This window comes from Pseudomonas sp. 313 (genome assembly GCF_000316965.1).
Classification (GTDB): Bacteria; Pseudomonadota; Gammaproteobacteria; order Pseudomonadales; family Pseudomonadaceae; genus Chryseomonas; species Chryseomonas benzopyrenica.
Map to the genome: position 1 here is coordinate 1 of NZ_ANBZ01000024.1, position 20,158 is coordinate 20,158.

General features: G+C 64.7%; 19 protein-coding genes. 9 read left to right on the top strand and 10 right to left on the bottom strand.

Features of this window, described 5'->3' with window-relative positions:
- Window positions 1-1,553 (top strand): glutamine--fructose-6-phosphate transaminase (isomerizing) (gene glmS, locus C722_RS0103430; RefSeq protein ID WP_017639158.1); only part of this gene is annotated, 1,553 nt, incomplete at its 5' end.
- Between the two features lie 18 nt (window positions 1,554-1,571).
- Here the strand turns inward: glmS and C722_RS0103435 are convergent.
- Window positions 1,572-1,907 carry an NADH:ubiquinone oxidoreductase gene (locus C722_RS0103435; RefSeq protein ID WP_231893026.1) on the bottom strand — a complete coding sequence of 112 codons (336 nt, stop codon included), beginning with the start codon at window positions 1,905-1,907 and terminating at the stop codon, window positions 1,572-1,574.
- A 66-nt stretch (window positions 1,908-1,973) separates the two neighbouring features.
- On the opposite strand from C722_RS0103435, the gene C722_RS0103440 reads away from it, so the two are divergent.
- Window positions 1,974-2,930 (top strand): CobW-like GTP-binding protein, encoded by a 957-nt coding sequence (locus C722_RS0103440; protein ID WP_017639160.1) that lies wholly within the window; start codon window positions 1,974-1,976, stop codon window positions 2,928-2,930.
- Window positions 2,931-3,061: 131 nt separating this feature from the next.
- Window positions 3,062-4,012 (top strand): energy transducer TonB, encoded by a 951-nt coding sequence (locus C722_RS0103445; protein ID WP_017639161.1) that lies wholly within the window; start codon window positions 3,062-3,064, stop codon window positions 4,010-4,012.
- Between the two features lie 4 nt (window positions 4,013-4,016).
- On the opposite strand, the gene ybaL is transcribed toward C722_RS0103445, so the two are convergent.
- The 5 genes from ybaL to C722_RS0103470 all read right to left on the bottom strand — a co-directional run bounded on the left by ybaL (window position 4,017) and on the right by C722_RS0103470 (window position 8,620).
- Window positions 4,017-5,735: a YbaL family putative K(+) efflux transporter gene (gene ybaL, locus C722_RS0103450; RefSeq protein ID WP_017639162.1), complete on the bottom strand. Its 1,719-nt coding sequence runs from the start codon at window positions 5,733-5,735 to the stop codon at window positions 4,017-4,019.
- Between the two features lie 74 nt (window positions 5,736-5,809).
- Entirely contained in the window at window positions 5,810-6,292 is a 483-nt protein-coding gene (locus tag C722_RS0103455) for an acyl-CoA thioesterase (protein ID WP_007160109.1), read from the bottom strand.
- A gap of 62 nt (window positions 6,293-6,354) precedes the next feature.
- The gene (locus C722_RS0103460) at window positions 6,355-7,113 is read right to left on the bottom strand and encodes an SDR family NAD(P)-dependent oxidoreductase (RefSeq protein WP_007160108.1); all 759 of its coding nucleotides are present in this window, start codon (window positions 7,111-7,113) and stop codon (window positions 6,355-6,357) included.
- A gap of 68 nt (window positions 7,114-7,181) precedes the next feature.
- Window positions 7,182-7,583, bottom strand: a complete 402-nt coding sequence (locus tag C722_RS0103465; RefSeq protein WP_017639163.1) for an SMI1/KNR4 family protein — start codon at window positions 7,581-7,583, stop codon at window positions 7,182-7,184.
- Between the two features lie 179 nt (window positions 7,584-7,762).
- Window positions 7,763-8,620 carry a Tim44 domain-containing protein gene (locus tag C722_RS0103470; protein WP_017639164.1) on the bottom strand — a complete coding sequence of 286 codons (858 nt, stop codon included), beginning with the start codon at window positions 8,618-8,620 and terminating at the stop codon, window positions 7,763-7,765.
- Window positions 8,621-8,892: 272 nt separating this feature from the next.
- Here C722_RS0103470 and C722_RS0103475 point away from each other — a divergent pair, with 272 nt between their 5' ends.
- Window positions 8,893-10,653, top strand: a complete 1,761-nt coding sequence (locus tag C722_RS0103475) for a cation:proton antiporter (protein WP_026083623.1) — start codon at window positions 8,893-8,895, stop codon at window positions 10,651-10,653.
- Between the two features lie 180 nt (window positions 10,654-10,833).
- Here C722_RS0103475 and C722_RS0103480 read toward each other — a convergent pair whose 3' ends face one another.
- The 3 genes from C722_RS0103480 to C722_RS0103490 form a co-directional block, all read right to left on the bottom strand.
- A complete protein-coding gene (locus C722_RS0103480) occupies window positions 10,834-11,262 on the bottom strand; it encodes an EamA family transporter (RefSeq protein ID WP_017639166.1) in 429 nt (142 codons plus the stop codon).
- A 3-nt stretch (window positions 11,263-11,265) separates the two neighbouring features.
- Entirely contained in the window at window positions 11,266-13,434 is a 2,169-nt protein-coding gene (gene uvrD / locus C722_RS0103485; protein ID WP_017639167.1) for a DNA helicase II, read from the bottom strand.
- A gap of 132 nt (window positions 13,435-13,566) precedes the next feature.
- Window positions 13,567-14,085, bottom strand: coding sequence for an Hcp family type VI secretion system effector (locus C722_RS0103490; RefSeq protein WP_017639168.1), 519 nt, complete (start codon window positions 14,083-14,085; stop codon window positions 13,567-13,569).
- 340 nt (window positions 14,086-14,425) lie between these two features.
- On the opposite strand from C722_RS0103490, the gene hexR reads away from it, so the two are divergent.
- Complete coding sequence (hexR, locus tag C722_RS0103495) at window positions 14,426-15,295, top strand: transcriptional regulator HexR (RefSeq protein ID WP_017639169.1); 870 nt, start codon at window positions 14,426-14,428, stop codon at window positions 15,293-15,295.
- Window positions 15,296-15,369: 74 nt separating this feature from the next.
- On the top strand, window positions 15,370-15,591 hold the full coding sequence (locus C722_RS26395) for a PA3496 family putative envelope integrity protein (RefSeq protein ID WP_081594569.1): 222 nt from the start codon (window positions 15,370-15,372) through the stop codon (window positions 15,589-15,591).
- On the opposite strand, the gene C722_RS0103505 is transcribed toward C722_RS26395, so the two are convergent.
- Window positions 15,521-16,495: a LysR family transcriptional regulator gene (locus C722_RS0103505; protein WP_026083624.1), complete on the bottom strand. Its 975-nt coding sequence runs from the start codon at window positions 16,493-16,495 to the stop codon at window positions 15,521-15,523. The genes C722_RS26395 and C722_RS0103505 overlap by 71 nt on opposite strands.
- A 138-nt stretch (window positions 16,496-16,633) precedes the next feature.
- On the opposite strand from C722_RS0103505, the gene C722_RS0103510 reads away from it, so the two are divergent.
- The 3 genes from C722_RS0103510 to C722_RS26615 all read left to right on the top strand — a co-directional run bounded on the left by C722_RS0103510 (window position 16,634) and on the right by C722_RS26615 (window position 20,144).
- Entirely contained in the window at window positions 16,634-18,049 is a 1,416-nt protein-coding gene (locus C722_RS0103510; protein ID WP_017639172.1) for an acetyl-CoA carboxylase biotin carboxylase subunit, read from the top strand.
- 10 nt (window positions 18,050-18,059) lie between these two features.
- Entirely contained in the window at window positions 18,060-19,865 is a 1,806-nt protein-coding gene (gene oadA, locus C722_RS0103515) for a sodium-extruding oxaloacetate decarboxylase subunit alpha (RefSeq protein WP_017639173.1), read from the top strand.
- Between the two features lie 147 nt (window positions 19,866-20,012).
- The gene (locus tag C722_RS26615) at window positions 20,013-20,144 is read left to right on the top strand and encodes a hypothetical protein (RefSeq protein WP_017639174.1); all 132 of its coding nucleotides are present in this window, start codon (window positions 20,013-20,015) and stop codon (window positions 20,142-20,144) included.
- Window positions 20,145-20,158 lie beyond the last annotated feature (14 nt).

Here is a 20,158-nt window from a genome sequence, read left to right on the forward strand (position 1 = left end):
TGGCCGTGGTGCACAACGGCATCATCGAAAACCACGAAGCCCTGCGCGCCCAGCTCAAGGCACAGGGGTATGTCTTCACCTCCCAGACCGATACCGAGGTCATCGTCCACCTGCTACACCTCAAGCTGCAGGACAGCGGCGACCTGACCACGGCGCTCAAGGCAGCGGTCAAGGAGTTGCACGGCGCCTACGGCCTGGCGGCGGTCTGGCGCCAGCAGCCGGATCGTCTGGTGGCGACCCGCAGCGGCAGTCCCCTGGTGATCGGCCTCGGCCTGGGCGAGAACTACCTGGCTTCCGACCAGCTGGCGCTGCGGCAGGTGACCGATCGCTTCGTCTATCTGGAAGAGGGCGACGTGGCCGAGATTCGTCTGGATCAGGTCCAGCTCTGGGACGTGAACGGGGTGCCGGTCCAGCGCGAGACGGTGCAGTACCACGAAGGCAGCGAGGCGGCCGACAAGGGCGCCTATCGCCACTTCATGCTCAAGGAGATCCACGAGCAGCCCAGCGTGGTCCAGCGCACTCTGGAAGGGCGCCTGGGCGATGGACAGGTACTACCCGAGGCCTTTGGTCCCTCGGCGTCCGCCTTGTTCGCCAAGGTGCGCCAGGTGCAGATCGTCGCCTGTGGTACCAGCTTCCATGCCGGTTCGGTGGCGCGCTACTGGATCGAGGAATACGTCGGCATTCCCTGCCAGGTGGAGGTGGCCAGCGAATTCCGCTACCGCCGTGTCGCCGTCAGCCCGGACACCCTGTTCGTCACCATCTCCCAGTCCGGCGAGACCGCCGATACCCTGGCGGCCCTTCGCATGGCCAAGCAATCCGGCTATCTGAGCAGCCTGGCGATCTGCAACGTGGCGACCAGCTCGCTGGTACGCGAATCCCAGTTGAGCTTTTTGACCCAGGCCGGTCCCGAGATCGGCGTGGCTTCGACCAAGGCCTTCACCACTCAGCTGGTTTCGCTGCTCCTGCTGACCCTGAGCCTGGGCCGCTGCCAGCAACGCCTGGATGCCGGCATCGAAGCCGAGCTGGTGGCCGAGTTGCGCCGGCTGCCGGCGCGCCTGGACGAAGCCCTGGCCATGGACAAGACCGTAGAAAAGCTGGCGGAATCCTTTGCTGAAAAGCACCACACCCTGTTCCTCGGACGTGGCGAGCAGTACCCGGTGGCCATGGAGGGGGCGCTCAAGCTCAAGGAGATCTCCTACATCCACGCCGAGGCCTATCCGGCCGGTGAGCTCAAGCATGGTCCCCTGGCCCTGGTCGACGCCGATATGCCGGTGGTGACGGTTGCGCCCAACAACGAGTTGCTGGAAAAGCTCAAGTCCAACCTGCAGGAGGTACGGGCGCGGGGCGGTCAGTTGATCGTCTTCGCCGACGAGCGCGCGGCCTTCGAGGAAGGCGAAGGCACCCGCATCGTGCCCATGCCGCATATCCACGATGCCCTGTCGCCGATCCTCTACACCATACCGCTGCAGCTGCTGTCCTATCACGTAGCCGTGTTCAAGGGCACCGACGTGGACCAGCCGCGTAACCTGGCCAAGTCGGTGACCGTGGAATAAACGGTTCCACGTGGAACCTCAGGGCACGCGCCAGTTGCCCTGATTCTGCTGCCGGCAGGCGACGGCCAGGAAGCGGCCGTCGCCAGGTTCGCCGTAGTAGTGGATATCCTGTCGGTAGGGCACGCCCGGGCTGCGTGCGCCCTGACAGATGCCGATCTCACCGACCGGGCAGCGGTCGACGAAGTGGACCTCGGTCTGCTGGTCCTTGAGTTGCGGCTGGCAGAAGCCGTCGCGGAACAGCTGGGCGGGGATGTCGATATTGCTCTGGCAGACCTGCACGTCCACACTGCCCTGACGACTGCGGATCACGCAGGCATCGGCGAGCGCCAACGACGGCAACAGCAGCAGAGTCATCAGCAATCGCCACATTCCAGCCCATCTCCCTGATGAAATCGCCACTCTAGCATCCGACCTCTCGCCATGCGCCTCGCCGATATCAAGACCCATGTGATCGCCGGTCCCCTGGGCGCCGGCAAGACCACCCTGATCCGCCAGCTGTTCGCCCAGCGTCCCGCCAATGAGCGTTGGGCGATCCTGGTCAACGAATTCGGCCAGGTCGGTCTCGACGCTGCGCTCATGACTCGCGATGACGCGGGCCTGAGTATCGCCGAGGTCCCGGGTGGTTGCCTGTGCTGCGTCCAAGGCGTGCCCCTGCAGGTAGCCCTCACCCGGTTGCTCCGGCGCGCGCGACCGCAGCGGCTGTTCATCGAGCCTTCCGGCCTGGGCCATCCCGCCAGCCTCTATCGGCAACTCCAGGCGCCGCCCTGGACCGGGGTACTGACTCTGCAACCCCTGATCTGGGTGGTGGATGCCGGACAACTGCTGGCAGGCCAGGCCTTGCCTGAGGCCCAACAACAGGCACTGGAGCAGGCTGGTCTGATCGTGCTCAACAAGAGTGCCGGCCTGGATCGGACGGGCTTGCCTACGCAACTGGGCGACCGGCCACTGTATTGGACCGAAGGCGGGCGGATCACCCTGGCCGACCTGCCTCTGGTTGGCGGTGAGACGTCGGCTGACCATGAGCTACCTGAGCCCATGGCGGCTTCCAGTCCCCAGGCACTGTTGCTGCCTGGGCGCCCGCTGCGCTTCAGCCATACCCAGGAAGGACACCATGCCGTCGGTTGGCGCTGGCATCCCAGCCACCGCTTCGATGGCCCGGCGTTGCTGGCCCTGCTGGGTGGTCTCCCCGGGCTGCTCAGGCTGAAGGCGGTCCTGCAGTTGGCGGATGGTTGGCAGGCCTACAATGGTGTAGCTGGGCAGGGCGATTGGGAGTCGACCCTGTGGCGCCGCGACAATCGGCTGGAGTTGATCCTGGATGAGATGCCGGACCTAGAGGCGCTCGAAAAAGGCCTGCGCGGTACCATTCGCGACATTTGAGGTTGCCAAATCTTTTCAGTTAATGATAATGATTATTAAATTTACTTCCTCTGCGTATAGCTCCCATGGCTCCAACGTCCCTTGCCAAGCCTGAACCTCTCGTAGTTGCTGCGCGTTCCGATGGTGATGAGGTGGAATCCGTTCAGGGTCCCGTCAGGGCCGCCCTGGCAGGTGACGTGGAGCCCGTGGCGGGGGTCAATGCCAAGCGTAGCGAACCCTCGGCCACCATCCTGTCGTTCCGCATGCCCGAGCGTAACGAAGAGATCGTGACGCCGGTGCTGACCCCGGTTGGTGCGGCCGAGCCGGGCGAGCAGCCACCGCGCGGCCGCGGCTGGGGCGCTGCCTCGGCGCTGTCGTTGATCATGCACGCCAGCATGGCGGTGGCCTTGTTCATGGTGGTTCAGGCGCCGCCGGAGTTGAAGATCGCCAAGGGCGATGAGCCCATGCAGGTCAGCTTCATCCAATTGCCCAAGCCGGTTCCCGAGCCGCCTGCGCCAACCCCGGCACCGCCCGCGCCACCGCAACCCGAACCGCCGCCACCGGAGCCGCCCAAGCCCGTGGAACCGCCGAAACCGGTGGAGCCACCCAAGCCGGTAGTGGAAAAGCCCAAACCCAAGCCGAAGCCCAAGCCGGTCGAGCACAGCCAGCAGAAGCCGCTGCCGAAAAAGGTCGAACCGGCCCCGGAGCCCGTGGCCCAGGCGACGCCGTCACCAGCACCGGCGGCAACAGCTGCGCCCAGTCAGCCGGCACCGGCCGCCGCGCCTTCCGGTCCGCCAAAGACCGCCGGCCTGCCCACTGGCAGTATCGACGACGCCGACATCCGGCCGATCAAGATGACACCGCCGGAGTATCCGGAAATGCTGCGTCGCCGCGGCGTGGGCGGCGAAGTAAGGGTGATGTTCACCGTGACCGCCGACGGTCGACTGGCTGACATCCAGGTGCTGGAAGCCTCCAACAAGCAACTGGAGCGCGCCGTGCTCGACGTGCTGGGCGAATGGCGCTTCGCCCCCCGGGTTTCCGGCGGTCAGATCGTGCCGCGCAAGGCCACCAAGACCTTCAACTTCAAGATCCAGCGCCGCTAGGTCGCTAGGCGGCGGAGCCCCTGGGCGCCGCCTCATGTTCCCCGGGCCGCTCCAGGCCCAGATAGCGGAACATGCCATGGGCGATCTCGCGTTCGCCCATGATCACCTCATCCACGCCATGATTCTCCAGATGCCGGATCTCGTCATCGTGATGGGCACGGGCGAGGATATGCAGGTCCGGCGCCAGCTCGCGAGCGCGGCGGGCGATCTCGGCGGCCTCGAAGCCGTTGGGAATCGCCAGCAGCAGGGCGCGTGCCTCCTTGAGCTTGGCCCGCGCCAGCACCTTGTCCTGAGTCGCGTTGCCCAGGATCGCCGTGAAGCCCTGCTGGCGTAGCGCCGTGACGTGTTCCGGCTCGTCCGCGATCACGATCAGCGGCGGTCCCTGGCGATCCAGGCGATCGCAGATGTAGCGACCCACCCGTCCATAGCCCACCAGCACCAGGTGGCCGCTCTGCTCGATCGGCTCGGGTTCGTCGTCCAGTTCCGGTGCGTGCTTGCCCTTGGCATTGATCAGCCGACGACCCTCGCGGCGCTCCATCCACGGCTGCAGGCGATCGATACCGTGGAACAGCAGGGGATTGAGGATGATGGAGATGATGGCGGCGGCCAGGATGAGGTCGTGGGCGCCCTGGTCGAGCAGTTTCAGCGACAGGCCGAGGCTGGCCAGGATAAAGGAAAATTCGCCGATCTGCGCCAGGCTGGCGGCGATGGTCAGGGCCACGCTCAGGGGGCGGCGATAGGCCAGGACGATCAGGGTCGCGGCGATGGACTTGCCGAGGACGATCACCGCCACCGTCGCCAGCACCGCCAGGGGCTGCTCCAGCAGGATCTCCGGATCGAACAGGCAACCTACGGAAAAGAAGAACAGCACGGCGAAGGCTTCGCGCAGGGGCAGCGAATTTTCCGCAGCGTCATGGCTGAGTTCCGATTCGTTGAGCACCACGCCGGCAAAGAAGGCGCCCAGGGCGAAGGACACCCCGAACAGCGAGGCCGAGCCATAGGCGATGCCCATGGCAATGGCCAGGGTCGCCAGGGTGAAGAGTTCGCGTGAACCGGTACGGACTACCCGGGCCAGCAGCCAGGGAATGACCCGCCGGCCCACTAGCAGCATCAGGGCAATGAAGGCACTCACCTTGAGCGCGGTGAGGCCCAGTTCCAGCCCCAGGCTCTGGCCCGGCTCTTCGCCGCTATCGCCACCCAGGGGTCCGGCCAGCGCCGGTAGGATCACCAGGGCCAACACCATCAGCAGGTCTTCCACGATCAGCCAGCCGACGGCGATCCGTCCGCGCCGGCTTTCCACCATCTGGCGTTCTTCCAGGGCCCGCAGCAGCACCACGGTACTGGCCACCGACAGTGACAGGCCAAAGACCAGACCACTGCCCAGGCCCCAGCCCAGGAGGTGGCTCACCCCCATGCCCATGAGAGTGGCGGCGGCGATCTGCACGATGGCACCGGGAATGGCGATGCGTTTGACCGCCAGCAGATCCTTGATGGAAAAGTGCAGGCCCACACCGAACATCAGCAGGATGACGCCGATTTCGGTCAGTTCCTTGGACAGCTCGGGATCGGCGACGAAGCCGGGGGTGAAGGGGCCGGCGGCCACGCCGGCAAGCAGATAGCCGGCGATGGGCGGCAGGCGCAGGCGGGTGGCCAGGGTGCCGAAGGCGAAGGCCAGGACCAGGCCGATGGCCAGGGTGGATATCAGAGGGGTGTCATGGGACATGCTGGCTCCAAGGATTTGGATTGCCAGATCCTGGAGCCGCTGCCGTCGAACGACGGCGACCTAGCCGGCAAAACTCAAAAGGTTTCCTTGAGTGCCTGATAGCGCTCTTGAAGTTCCCGACGGATCTGCCGGCGCTGCTGGGCCTGCACACAGCGTCGCTTCTCGTCCGCGGTCACCGGCTCCAGCTGCGGGACCGGGCAGGACTTGCCGTTCTCGTCCACCGCCACCATGGTGAAGAAACAGCTGTTGGTGTGGCGCACCGAACGCTGCTGGATGTTCTCGGTGATCACCTTGACGCCGATTTCCATCGAGGTGGTCCCGGTGTAGTTCACCGAGGCGAGAAAGGTCACCAATTCGCCGACATGCACCGGCTCGCGAAAGATCACCTGATCCACCGAGAGGGTCACCACATAGCGTCCGGCATAGCGGCTGGCACAGGCGTAGGCCACTTCGTCGAGGTGCTTGAGCAGGGCGCCGCCGTGGACATTGCCGGAAAAGTTGGCCAGGTCCGGGGTCATCAGGATGGTCATGCTCAACTGGTGGTTGCCGGCTTCCATGGGCGAATCCTCGAGGGGGGAAAATCCTGTAGACGGCGCAACGGCGCCGTCTGTCACAGCCATCAACGGCCGGCGGAGAGCCCGAAGTCGATGGGCAGGTCGGCACCGGAAATGGCCGCCGCCTGGGGCTGACAGAGGAAATAGACAAACTCGGCCACTTCCTCCGGCTGGATGAAGCGAGCGGTATCGCCCTGGGGGTAGCGATTGAGCAGATTGCGACGATAACCGGCCGGGTCGCCGCTGCCATAGTGGGCGGCCTGAAAGTCCAGCATGGGCGTATCGATGTCGCCCGGCGAGACGGCATTGACCCGCACGCCATCGCGCGCCAGCTCCACTGCCAGATTTTGGCTGAAGAAACGCACTGCCGCCTTGGCGGCGCCATAGGCCGCGGCGCCCGCGATGGGCTGGCGCCCGGCCCCGCTGGCGACGTTGATGATGACGCCGCGATTTTCCTTGAGGAAGGGGATGGCCGCCGAGCACATGAAGAAGGTGGCCTTGAGATTGACCGCCATCACCAGGTCGTAGTCGTCCTCGGTAAAGGTCTCCACCTCGCCTTCGCGCCAGATGCCGGCCGCGTTGATCAGGGCGTCCAGGCGCCCGGTGCGGGCCATGACCTTGCTGACCAGGGAGCGGCAGCCTTCGGCGCTGGAGATATCGGCGGTCACGCTGGAATCCAGGCCGACGATGCCATTGAGTCCGTGCAGGCCCTCGGCATCGCGGTCGGCGGCGGCGACACGCCAGCGGCTCTGGGCGAAGCGTTGCGCCAGGGCGCGGCCGAGGCCGCCCGCGGCGCCGGTGATCAGGACGACGGGAGTGCTCATGACGCTTCCTCCGGAGTGATGGCCTTATCCAGACCCGTGTCAGGCAAGGTCGTTCAGTACCGGCTCGGTCAGCTTTCCAACCAGACGTCGCGAGCCCAGATCCAGACCGAATCCCAGGACTCGTCGGTCAGGTCACCGTCTTCCCACAACAGTACCTCGCCTTCCTGGCTGACGCAGTAGTAGCCATCGTCGCTGGCGCAGAGAGGGATGTACTCCCGCGGCAGGCCTTCGTCCCAGGCGGTGGCAGCCACTTCCGGCAGATAGGTATGGGACTGGGGATCGGTGACGGTCACCGGTTCGATACGGCCATAGACCACGTCGCTGACGGTCAGCAGGAATTCGCGGAATTCCGGTGGCAGGCTGATGAGCAGTTCTTCCTCGATCTCGACCAGCAGGTCTTCGTCAGGCAGCTCCAGGGGTACGGGAACGGGTTCGTTTTCTTCACGCAGGCGTTCGATGACGTCTTCCATAGCAGGCCTCTCTCGGAATGCGCGCCGGATAAAGGGAAAGAGGCGCGCAAGGTTAGCAGTTCAGTCCGGGATAACGGCAGCTTCCGTACGGACTTGATAGCGGTTTCGAGAGATGTTCGGCAGGCGACGCCCATGAAAAAGCCCGGCGTAGAGCCGGGCTTTCGGGTAAAGCGCCGTTATCAGGCGTTCTGGCGGATACCGGCCAGCAGCCAAGGCTGGTTCTCGCCGGCCATGCGCTCCATGCGCCAGCTTTCGCTGAACGGCTGGCCCTGGTCGAAACGCGATTCCTTGGACACACCGTTGAAGGTGATGGTGGCGATGGTCTTGCCCTGCAGATCCTCGACACCGTCCAGGGTGGCGTTCAGGTTCTCGATGTAGGTGGACTGGAAGCCTTCGCCCAGCGCGGCGCGCTCGTCCCGCAGCCATTGCAGCATCTGCGGGGTGACGAATTCGGAGATCTTGTCCATCTCGTTGGCGTCCCAGTGCTGCTGCAGGCTCATGAAGTGATCACGACCGGCGGCCACGAAGCGCTCGGCATTGAACCAGCTCGGCGCGTTGATCACCGGCGCAGCGCCAGCGGTGGCACCCCCGAACAGACCGCCATTGGTGGGCTGGTTGGGCATCTCACGCTGCATGGGCGCATGACCGGCCACGGCAGGCTGCGGACCGGCCTGCTGCTTGCGACGGGCGATCAGGCGGAAGATCACGAAGGCGATGAGCGCGAGGATCAGGAAGTCGAAGAACTGGAAGCCTTCGAAGCCGTCACCCATGAACATGGAGGCCAGCAGGCCACCGGCGGCGATACCGGCCAGCGGGCCGAGCCAGCGCGAGGCGCCACTGGGACGGGCGGCAGCGGCGGCGCCAGCACCAGCAGCGGGCGCGGCCATGCCCGGCTGCTGCGGCGGCGCGGCCTGGCGGGTCTGGTGAATGGGCGCGGCGCCAGCGGACTTGCCGCCGCCCATGCGCTTGGCGTTGGCGTCCAGGCTGAGCGTGAGGCCCAGGCACAGGATCATGAAGAAGCTCATCAGGCGTTGCATGTGGTGTTCTCTCTGTGAAGAGTCTGGTGTTGGATACATCTTGCGCTGCCCGGTCAAGTACAGCCAGCGTGAATTGTTTCGGTATTTTGCCCTTTGCGCTCGCCGCCTTGGCGACCAACGTCGCCCCCGCGGACAGCGGAAAATCTCTAGCCACATCAATCTATTACAGATTTTTGCAAAATCCGTCACAAGAGTTTGCAGATGCTAGTCTTGGACTCCAGTCAGCGCAGGTGTCGGGAGATAACCCGGCCCGTCATAGGAGGGCCCGGCCGATGCATGCTCTAGCTTTTATCCAGGACATGGCCGTCATCATGCTGGTGGCCGGCGTGGTGACCATCCTCTTCCACCGCCTCAAGCAACCCGTGGTCCTGGGCTACATCCTCGCCGGCTTCATCATCGGACCCCATACACCGCCATTCGGTCTGATCCACGACGAAGAAAGCATCAAGACCCTCGCCGAGGTAGGGGTGATCTTCCTGATGTTCAGCCTCGGCCTGGAATTCTCGTTGCGCAAGCTGTTCCGCGTAGGCGCCACGGCCTTCATCGCCGCCTTCCTGGAGATCAGCCTGATGCTCTGGCTGGGTTACCAGGTGGGGCAGATGTTCGGCTGGTCGCACATGGATTCGCTGTTCCTCGGCGCCATCCTGGCCATCTCCTCGACCACCATCATCGTCAAGGCGCTCAACGAACTGAAGATGAAGCACGAGCGCTTCGCCCAGCAGATCTTCGGCGTGCTGATCGTCGAGGACATCCTCGGCATCGGCATCATCGCCCTGCTGTCGGGCCTGGCGGTGAGCGGCTCGGTGGAGCCGGGCGCGGTGGCCTCGACACTCGGCAAACTGAGTCTGTTCATGATCGTGGCGCTGGTGGTCGGCATTCTGCTGGTACCGCGCCTGCTGGCCTACGTGGCCACCTTCGAAAGCAACGAGATGCTGCTGATCACGGTGCTGGGGCTGTGCTTCGGTTTCTGCCTGCTGGTGGCCAAGCTGGAATACAGCGTGGTGCTGGGCGCCTTCCTGATCGGCGCCATCATGGCCGAGTCGCGCCAGCTGCTGCAGATCGAGAAGCTAGTGGAGCCGCTGCGCGACATGTTCAGCGCCATCTTCTTCGTCGCCATCGGCCTGCTGCTCGATCCCAAGGTGTTGGTGGAATACGCCTGGCCGATCACCGTGATCAGTGTCGTCGTAGTGCTGGGCAAGATCCTTGCCTGCAGCCTGGGAACCCTGATCGCCGGCAACGACGGTCGGACTTCGCTGCGGGTCGGCATGGGACTGGCGCAGATCGGCGAGTTCTCCTTCATCATCGCCACCCTGGGAATCACCCTGGGCGTCACCAGCCACTTCCTCTATCCGGTGGCGGTGGCCGTCTCGGCGGTCACCACGCTGCTCACCCCCTATCTGATCAAGGCCGCCGATCCACTGGCGCTGTGGATCGGGCGTTGGCTGCCGCAGCCCATGCAACGGGTGCTGGGTATCTATGGCGAATGGCTGCGCAGCATCCAGCCCCAGGGCGAGAAGGCGGTCCTGGCCGGCATGATGAGGCGCATCCTGCTGCAGGTCGGCATCAACCTGTCGCTGGTCATCGCCATCTTCCTGGGCGGCGCCTATTTCGCCGGCGGGCTGGCGGGCTGGCTCAGCACCTGGATCGCCGATCCCGATCTGCAGAAGGCCTGCATCTGGGGTGGGGCGCTGCTGCTCTCACTGCCTTGCCTGATCGCCGCTTATCGCAAGCTCAAGGCGCTGGCCATGCTGATGGCCGAACTCAGCGTGCGACAGAACCAGGCTGGGCGCTATACCCAGCCGGTACGGCGACTGGTCAGCGAATTCATCCCGCTACTGTCGCTGGCCGGCATCCTGGTGCTGCTCGCGGCATTGAGTAGCAGCATCCTGCCGCGCGGCGAGCTGCTGCTGCTGATCGGCCTGGTCGCGGTGGTGGTGATCGCGGTGCTGTGGCGCTGGTTCATTCGCGTCCACTCGCGGCTGCAGATCGCCTTCATCGAAACTCTGGAGCAGGACAAGGGCGGACATCATTAGGCCGCTTTTGCGCAATCCAGCCATTGCCGGCTGGGGATCGACGCGGCAGAATCGCTCTAAGTCGCTCGTTTGAATAAGCGGGTCGATGGCAAAGGAATGCGCAATGCAGGAAATGGGCTTGGCCGCTTTCTGCCTTCCGGCAATCTCCCACCGGCGGTCAGGCCCTTTTCCTGCGCCCCTTCAAGGTCGCCAGGCAAGCAGCAGTACGCCCCCGCCAATGGCGGCGATGCCGCACCACTGGCGCAGGTCCAGGCGCTCGCCCAGCAGCGCCACACCAAAGATCGCCACCAGCACCACGCTCAACTTGTCCACCGGCGCCACCAGCGAGGCCGGGCCCAGCTTGAGCGCGCGGTAGTAGCACAGCCAGGACAGGCCGGTGGCCACGCCCGAGAGCAGCAGGAACAGATAGCTACGGCCGGCGATGCTGGCCAGGGGTTGCGCCTGCCCGGTAGCCAGGACGATGGCCGCCAGGACCACCACGACCACCAGGGTGCGCAACAGGGTGGCGAAGTCGGCGTTGACCTGTTCCACGCCGAGCTTGCCGAAGATGGCCGTGAGCGCGGCGAAGGCCGCTGCCAGGAGCGCCCAGAACAGCCAGGAACTGGTCATCGCCTAGAGCGGTTCGAGCTTGGCGTAGCTCACCATCAGCCACTTGCTGCCTTCGGACTTGAAGTTCACCTGCACCCGGGCATGGGCGCCGGAGCCCTCGTAGTTGAGGATGACACCGTCGCCGAACAGGGCATGACGCACCGGCTGGCCGAGGCTGAAGGTGGTTTCCGGCACCGGTGCCTGGGCGAAGAGGTTGGGACGGCTGCCGGCGAAGGGCTGCTTGACCGCATTGGACAGCCGCACCTCCTGGATCAGGCCATCCGGTACCTCGCGGACGAAGCGCGAAACCTTGTTGTAGGTCTCGCTGCCATAGAGCCGACGGGTCTCCGCATAGCTCATCACCAGCCGGCGCATGGCGCGGGTGATACCCACATAGGCCAGGCGGCGTTCCTCTTCCAACCGGCCAGGCTCTTCCAGGCTCATCTTGTGCGGGAACAGCCCTTCCTCCATGCCAGCCAGGAACACCAGCGGGAATTCCAGGCCCTTGGCGCTGTGCAGGGTCATCAACTGGACGCTGTCTTCGTGGCTGTCGGCCTGGGTATCGCCGGACTCCAGCGCCGCATGGTCGAGGAAGGCCGCCAGGGGCGTCATCTCCTCGTCGCCGCTGAAGTCGAAGGAGCGGGCGGCGCTGACCAGTTCTTCCAGGTTTTCCACGCGAGCCTGACCCTTTTCGCCCTTTTCTTCCTTGTGGAAGGTGACCAGGCCGGTCTGTTCGATGATCTGCTGCACCAGATTGTGCAGGGACAGGTCCTCGGCCTTGAGCGCCAGGGTATCGACCAGCTCGACGAAGACGTTGAGCGCCGAGGCGGCACGACCGGACACCGCGCGGGCACCGACCAGGTCGTGCAACGCCTGCCACAGCGAGGTGTTCTGGGCACGCGCGGCGGTGCGCAGCGCTTCCACGGTCTTTTCACCGATGCCCCGCGGCGGCACGTTGATCACCCGCTCCAGGGCGGCATCGTCGTGGCGATGCTGGATCAGCCGCAGGTAGGCCATGGCGTTCTTGATTTCGGCACGCTCGAAGAACCTCAGGCCGCCATAGATGCGATAGGGGATCTTCTCGCGCAGCAGTGCCTCTTCCAGCACCCGTGACTGGGCGTTGGAGCGGTAGAGGATGGCCATCTCGCTGCGCCGGGTGCCCTTCTTGAACTCGCTCTCGATGGTCTCGACGATGTAGCGTGCCTCGTCGTGCTCGTTGAAGCCGGCATAGAGGGTGATGGCCTCGCCTTCGCCGGTATCGGTCCACAATTCCTTGCCGAGCCGGCCGAAGTTGTGGGCGATCAGACCGTTGGCGGCCTTGAGGATGGTGTCGGTGGAGCGGTAGTTCTGCTCCAGGCGGATGATCTCCGCCGAGAAGTCCTCGTTGAATTGCTGGATGTTCTCGATCTTGGCACCGCGCCAGCCATAGATGGACTGGTCGTCGTCGCCCACCACCATGAGACTGGCACCATTCTGGGCGAGGTGCTTGAGCCAGGCGTACTGGACGGCGTTGGTATCCTGGAATTCGTCCACCAAGAGATGCTGGAAGCGCCGCTGGTAGTGTTCCAGCAGGCTGGGATTGTTGCGCCAGAGATCCAGGGCGCGCAGCAACAGCTCGGAGAAGTCGATCACCCCGGCACGGGCGCAGGCCGCCTCGTAGGCTTCGTAGATGCTGCGCATGGTGCTGAGGAAGAGGTCACCGGCGGCCTGGATGTGCTGCGGCCGCAGGCCCTCGTCCTTCTGGCCATTGATGAACCACTGCGCCTGGCGCGCTGGCCAGCGCTGCTCGTCGAGGCCCAGTTCGCGGATCACCCGCTTGACGATGCGCTGCTGGTCATCGCTGTCGAGGATCTGGAAATTCTGCGACAGCCCCGCTTCCTGCCAGTGGGCACGCAGCAGACGGTGGGCCAGGCCGTGGAAGGTGCCGACCCACATGCCCTGCGGACTCATGCCCAGCAATTGCTCGATGCGGTGGCGCATCTCGGCGGCGGCCTTGTTGGTGAAGGTCACCGAGAGGATGGAGTGCGGCGAGGCGCGCTCGACCTGGATCAGCCAGGCGATGCGGTGCACCAGCACCCGGGTCTTGCCCGAGCCGGCACCGGCCAGGACCAGTTGGCGACCCAGGGGCGCGGCTACGGCCTGGCGCTGGGCATCGTTGAGGGAATTGAGCAGCAGGGAGATGTCGTCGTTCATCGCCGCATTCTACCGATGCGGTGAAAGGAGCGCCAAACCGGACGGATGGGAGGCGAAGCGGGTAGGGCAGGACAGCCGAACCCCGGCCAGCGGGTCTGGCCGGGGTTCGAAAGGACGCCTGTGATCGATGCGTCAGGCGGCGATCGGCGAGCGCCAGTCGTCGGAGCCGGAGGTGCCGGAGACCTCATGGGTCCAGACGATCTTGCGGTAGGTGAAGTAGACGTCTTCGAGGTGGGTGAAGTGCGCCATGCTCGGGTCCTGGCAGTTGGGCATGCGCGACTGGACGTCGACGATGATGGCGTCCTCCAGCTCGATGGTGAAGTAGTGCTCCTGGGTACCGGTGGCCGAGGTGCGGTACCACTCCAGGCGGCACTTGCCGAGGCGTTCGCCGGAGGTGAGGGCGTTGAAGATCAGCGGCGAGGCCTTGTCGAAGACCTTGGTGATCATCAGCGGCTTGTGCACGCGCTGGCCGGTGGGCTGACCGGACTGGGGATCGCGGGGAATGATCACCTGATGGTTGAAGGCCTGGACCAGGATCTGGTCTTCGTGGCCTTCCTGGAAGATGTTGCCGACCGAGTCCTCGGTAAAGGTGCCAGCGGTGATCAGGCCTTGCTTGGTGCCTTCGAGGGACAGGTACGCGGGGGTTGGCATGGTGCTCTCCTTGCCTGGTGATAGGGCTTCATGGCCCGGGTACCAAGACCTAACAAGGGTTGTGCCAGAACTGAAAAATCCTTTCTGATCAGTAGGTTGAAAAAAGACTACAGAGCACGGGCGGAGCGACTGTGCGCTCCTGCGCGGAAATCTGCGCAAGGCCTTGCGCAGAGCGGTTCAAAAGCTGCCCAGTTTCCGGTAGTGGCTTGTTCAGGCGACTACCTGGTGCCGGTACGACCGTGAGAAGGGCCCTGCTGAATCGTAATGACCAAGAGCCTTGGCGACCGTTATGTAGTATAAGTACGGCGCACTACATCCGCCCGCTAGACGAGACACGCCTGTGAACCTCATGCAACACATTGCTCAATCCCGCCACCTGCTGCGCAAGTCGGAGCTCAAGGTCGCCGAGCAGGTCATGGTGGATCCGGCTGCCGTCATGCACAGCTCCATGGCCGACCTCGCCCACAACGTTGGCGTCAGCGAGCCCACCATCGTGCGTTTCTGCCGGGCCATCGGCTGCGATGGATTCCAGGATCTCAAGCTGCGCCTGGCCCAGAGCCTGGCGGCGGGGGCCAGTTTCGGCCAGTTCGCCATCCACGAGAACGATGCGGTGGAGGACTTCAGCCTGAAGATCTTCGACACCACCTTGCACACCCTCATGGACGTGCGCGAGCGCCTGGACATGCGGGCCCTGGAAACGGCCATCGAGGCGATTGCCAAGGCCCAGCGGGTGATGTTCTACGGCTTTGGCGCCTCGGGTTCGGTGGCCAACGACGCCCAGCACAAGTTCTTTCGCCTGCAGCTCAGCGCCACCGCCTATTCCGATCCGCACATGCAGGCGATGTCGGCGGCGACCCTGACGCCTTCCGATGCGGCCATCTGCATCTCCCAGTCGGGGCGTTCCAAGGATCTGCTGATCACCGCCAATCTGGTGCGCGACAACGGCGCCGCGCTGATCACCATCTGCCCGGGGCAGACGCCGCTGGCCGATCTGTCCACGGTCAACATCGCCATCGACGTGCACGAGGACACCGACATCTATGTGCCCCTGACCTCGCGCATCGCCCACCTGGTGGTGATCGATGTGCTGGCCATGGGCGTGGCCATGTCCCGTGGTCCGGCGCTGGTCGAGCATCTCAAGAGCGTGAAGCGCAGCCTGCGCAGCTTGCGACTGTCGTCAAAGTCGACCAAGCACAGCGACACCCAATAGTCGTCTCGCTGTCGCCAAACCGTCACCTGTTAGGGTGAAGCTGCCCATTCCGATCCCAGCCCGGAGGAATTGGCATGACCGCTCTCATCCAGCAATCCAGCGTTCGTCTCGACAGCAAGACTCGCAGAAAGCTACAGGATCAACGGCGGATGAAATTCCGCCGTGCCATCGAGGCCCGAGCCGAAGAACAGCGGCTTGCCGTGGAGCTCGATGAACTGCTGTTTCTCAATCAGCTGCTGGACGAACGCCAGGCCCAGCGCCGACAGCAGGCTCCAGGGCAATACCTAACGCATTGATCAGGCTGCGCTGGCCGCGCAGATAGTCGACGAAGGCCTGGGCCACCGGCGACAGCGGCTTGCCACGGACCTGGACCACGCACCAGGAACGGCGCAGCGGCAATTCGGCGACGTCCAGCTCGACCAGGCTGCCGGCGGCGAGATCGCTGCGAATGGCCTGGCGCGGCAGCAGGGCCAGCCCGAGTCCGGCGCGGACCGCCTCGCGTTGCGCTTCGAAGGCGCCGATCTCCAGCTGTTCGGCGAAGTGCGCGCGCTTCTGCTTGAGATAGTCCTCGCAGGCCTGGCGCGTGCCTGAACCGACCTCGCGCACCAGCAGCGGATAGGCCGTCAGGTCGCGCAGGCTGAGGCCGCTGCGCTCGGCCAGGGCATGGCCGGGACGCGCCACGGCGACGATGGCATTGTCTAGCAGTGGCAGGAAATCCAGGTCCGCGTTGCTCGGCACTCCGGACATCAGTGCCACGTCTTCGCGATTCTCCGTCAATCGACGCAGCACCCGGGCATGGTTGCCCACGGTCAGCGCCAGGTCGACCTGGGGATGGCTGCTGCGGAACTGGCTGAACAGGTGTGGCGCCAGGTACTGGGCACTGCTTTCCACTCCCAGGCGCAGCTGGCCGTGCAGGGCGCCGCGCAGATTCGACAGCTGCATGTCCAGGCTGCCCAGCCGGGCGAAGAGATCGCGACCGGTCTGGCGCAGGGCCTCGCCGGCCTCGGTGAGGTAGAGGGTGCGATTGAGGTAGTTGAACAGGGGCGCACCCACCACCTCTTCGAGCTGACGCACCTGCAGGCTCACCGCCGGCTGGGTCAGCGCCATGATGTCGGCCGCCCGGCTGTAGGAGCGGGCCTCGCAGACGGCCTCGAACACCTGCAGCTGGCGGAAGGTGAGTCGCATCAAGGGCTTGCGCATGGGCATCGGCGAGATCCATAAGGGATGACTTATGGAGTATCCAACAATTATTTATTTTTCATAAGAGAGGCCCTGGCGTAGCTTCGGATCACCGGCAATAACAAGCGGCTGCAGGTTGCAGCAGACAAGGAGCCAGGTGTGATCAAGAAGATACTTATCGCCAATCGGGGCGAGATCGCCGTGCGCATCGTGCGTGCCTGTGCCGAGATGGGCATCCGCTCGGTAGCGGTCTATTCCGACGCCGATCGCCAAGCGCTCCACGTGAAACGTGCCGACGAAGCCCATGGGATCGGCAGCGATCCGCTGGAGGGCTATCTCAACCCGCGCAAGCTGGTGAACCTGGCCGTGGAGACCGGCTGCGATGCCCTGCATCCCGGCTATGGCTTCCTTTCCGAAAACGCCGAACTGGCGGAAATCTGCGCCCAGCGCGGTATCCGCTTCATCGGACCGTCCGCCGAGGTCATTCGCCGCATGGGCGACAAGACCGAAGCGCGGCGCAGCATGATCGCCGCCGGCGTGCCTTGCACCCCGGGCACCGAAGGCAACGTGGCGGACATCGCCGAGGCCCTGCGCGAAGGCGATCGTATCGGTTACCCGGTGATGCTCAAGGCCACCTCCGGCGGCGGCGGGCGCGGTATCCGTCGCTGCAACTCGCGCGAGGAGCTGGAGCAGGCCTATCCGCGGGTGATTTCCGAGGCGACCAAGGCCTTCGGCTCGGCCGAGGTGTTTCTCGAGAAGTGCATCGTCAATCCCAAGCACATCGAGGCGCAGATCCTCGCCGACAGCCACGGCAACACCGTGCATCTGTTCGAGCGCGACTGCTCCATCCAGCGGCGCAACCAGAAGCTGATCGAGATCGCCCCCAGCCCCCAGCTGACTCCCGAGCAGCGCGCCTACATCGGTGATCTCGCCGTGCGCGCCGCCAAGGCGGTGGGCTACGAGAACGCCGGTACCGTGGAATTCCTGCTCGCCGAGGGCGAGGTGTATTTCATGGAGATGAACACCCGGGTGCAGGTGGAGCACACCATCACCGAGGAAATCACCGGCATCGACATCGTCCGCGAGCAGATCCGCATCGCTTCCGGGCTGCCGCTGTCCTTTGGCCAGGAAGACGTCCAGCACCGCGGCTTCGCCCTGCAGTTCCGCATCAACGCCGAGGATCCCAAGAACAACTTCCTGCCGAGCTTCGGCAAGATCACCCGCTACTACGCGCCGGGCGGCCCGGGGGTGCGTACCGACACCGCCATCTACACCGGCTACGTGATCCCGCCGTACTACGATTCCATGTGCCTCAAGCTGATCGTCTGGGCGCTGACCTGGGAAGAGGCCATGGACCGTGGCCTGCGCGCCCTGGACGACATGCGCGTGCAGGGGGTGAAGACCACCGCGCCCTACTATCAGGCCATCCTGCGCGATCCCGAATTCCGCAGCGGGCGCTTCAACACCAGCTTCGTGGAGAGCCATCCGGAGCTGACCCAGTACTCGATCAAGCGCAACCCGACGCACCTGGCCATCGCCATCGCCGCCGCCATCGCCGCCCATGCCGGTTTGTAAGGACAGAACAATGAAAAGCATCCAGATCACCGACACCATCCTGCGCGACGCCCATCAATCGCTGCTGGCGACCCGCATGCGTACCGAAGACATGCTGCCGATCTGCGCCAAGCTCGACCAGGTCGGCTACTGGTCGCTGGAAGTCTGGGGTGGCGCCACCTTCGACGCCTGCGTGCGCTTCCTCAAGGAAGACCCCTGGGAGCGTCTGCGCCAGCTGCGCCAGGCGCTGCCCAATACCCGCCTGCAGATGCTCCTGCGCGGGCAGAATCTGCTGGGCTATCGGCACTACAGCGATGATGTGGTCGAGGCCTTCGTCGAGCGCGCGGCAGCCAATGGCATCGATGTCTTCCGTATCTTCGATGCCATGAACGATGTGCGTAACCTGGAGACCGCCATCCGCGCGGTCAAGGCCAGCGGCAAGCACGCCCAGGGTACCCTCTGCTACACCACCAGCCCGGTGCACAGCGTGGTGGCCTTCGTCGACCAGGCCAAGCGCATGGCCGACTTGGGCGTGGATTCCATCGCCATCAAGGACATGGCCGGTCTGCTCACCCCCTATGCCACCGGCGAGCTGGTCAAGGCGCTCAAGGAGGCCCTGACGCTGGATGTGGTGGTGCACTCCCACGACACCGCCGGGGTGGCCGCCATGTGCCAGCTCAAGGCGGTGGAGAACGGCGCCGACCGCATCGACACGGCGATCTCCAGCATGGCCTGGGGCACCAGCCACCCGGGTACCGAATCCATGGTCGCCGCCTTGCGCGATACGCCCTACGACACCGGGCTGGACCTGGAACTGCTGCAGGAGATCGGTCTGTACTTCCATGCGGTGCGCAAGAAGTACCACCAGTTCGAGAGCGAATTCACCGGGGTCGACACCCGGGTGCAGGTCAACCAGGTGCCGGGCGGCATGATCTCCAACCTGGCCAACCAGTTGCGCGAGCAGGGCGCCCTCAATCGCATGAACGAGGTGCTGGAGGAGATCCCGCGGGTGCGCAAGGACCTGGGCTATCCGCCCCTGGTGACGCCGACCTCGCAGATCGTCGGCACCCAGGCCTTCTTCAACGTGCTGGCCGGCGAGCGCTACAAGACCATCACCAACGAGGTGAAGCTCTATCTGCAGGGTCGCTATGGCAAGGCGCCGGGCGCCATCTGCGAGCAGTTGCGCAAGCAGGCCATCGGCCAGGAAGAGGTCATCGAGGGACGTCCGGCCGATCTGCTCAGCCCCGAGCTGGCGCGACTGCGTGCCGAGATCGGCGACCTGGCCAAGCGCGAAGAGGACGTGATGACCTTCGCCATGTTCCCCGATATCGGACGCAAATTCCTCGAAGAACGCGCTGCCGGCACCCTGGTGCCGGAAGCCTTGCTGCCCATGCCGTCGGCCGATGGCGTGGCCGCGGTGGGTGGCCAGGGTGTGCCGACCGCCTTCAGCGTCGATGTGCACGGCGAGACCTACCAGGTGGACATCACCGGCATCGGCCTCAAGAGCGAGGGCAAGCGGCACTTCTACCTGTCCATCGACGGGGTGCCGGAAGAGGTGGTGTTCGAGGCCAGTGGCGATTTCGTCGCCGAAGGCGGCCAGCGGCGGCGCCAGGCGGAGCGTCCGGGCGATGTCAGCACCACCATGCCGGGCAACATCGTCGAGGTGCTGGTCAAGGAAGGCGATCAGGTCAAGGCCGGGCAGGGCGTGCTGGTCACCGAAGCCATGAAGATGGAGACCGAGATCCAGGCGCCCATCGCCGGCACCGTCACCGCGGTGCGGGTGGCCAAGGGCGACCGGGTCAATCCGGGTGAAGTCTTGATTGAAATCGAAGGCTGAGATCACTTCGATTTCCCTCGGGGGCCACTAGGCCCCCTTTTTTATGGGCGGTTTCTATCCATTCGATTGAGAAAAAGCACTAACGCCTCTCGATAGGGTCTGCTATTTAATATAGCCAAGGCTATAACGATCCCGGGAGGATTCGCGATGCTGAAAGATCTCAAGAGACGTGCCTTGCGTGGTCTGCTGGACAAGCTGCTCGATCAGCCTGCCGAACGTCGTCCGCTGGAGCCCCAGCCCGAGCGGTCGCGCGTTGCCCTGGCGCACACCGCGCACTGACCTTCTACCTAGCA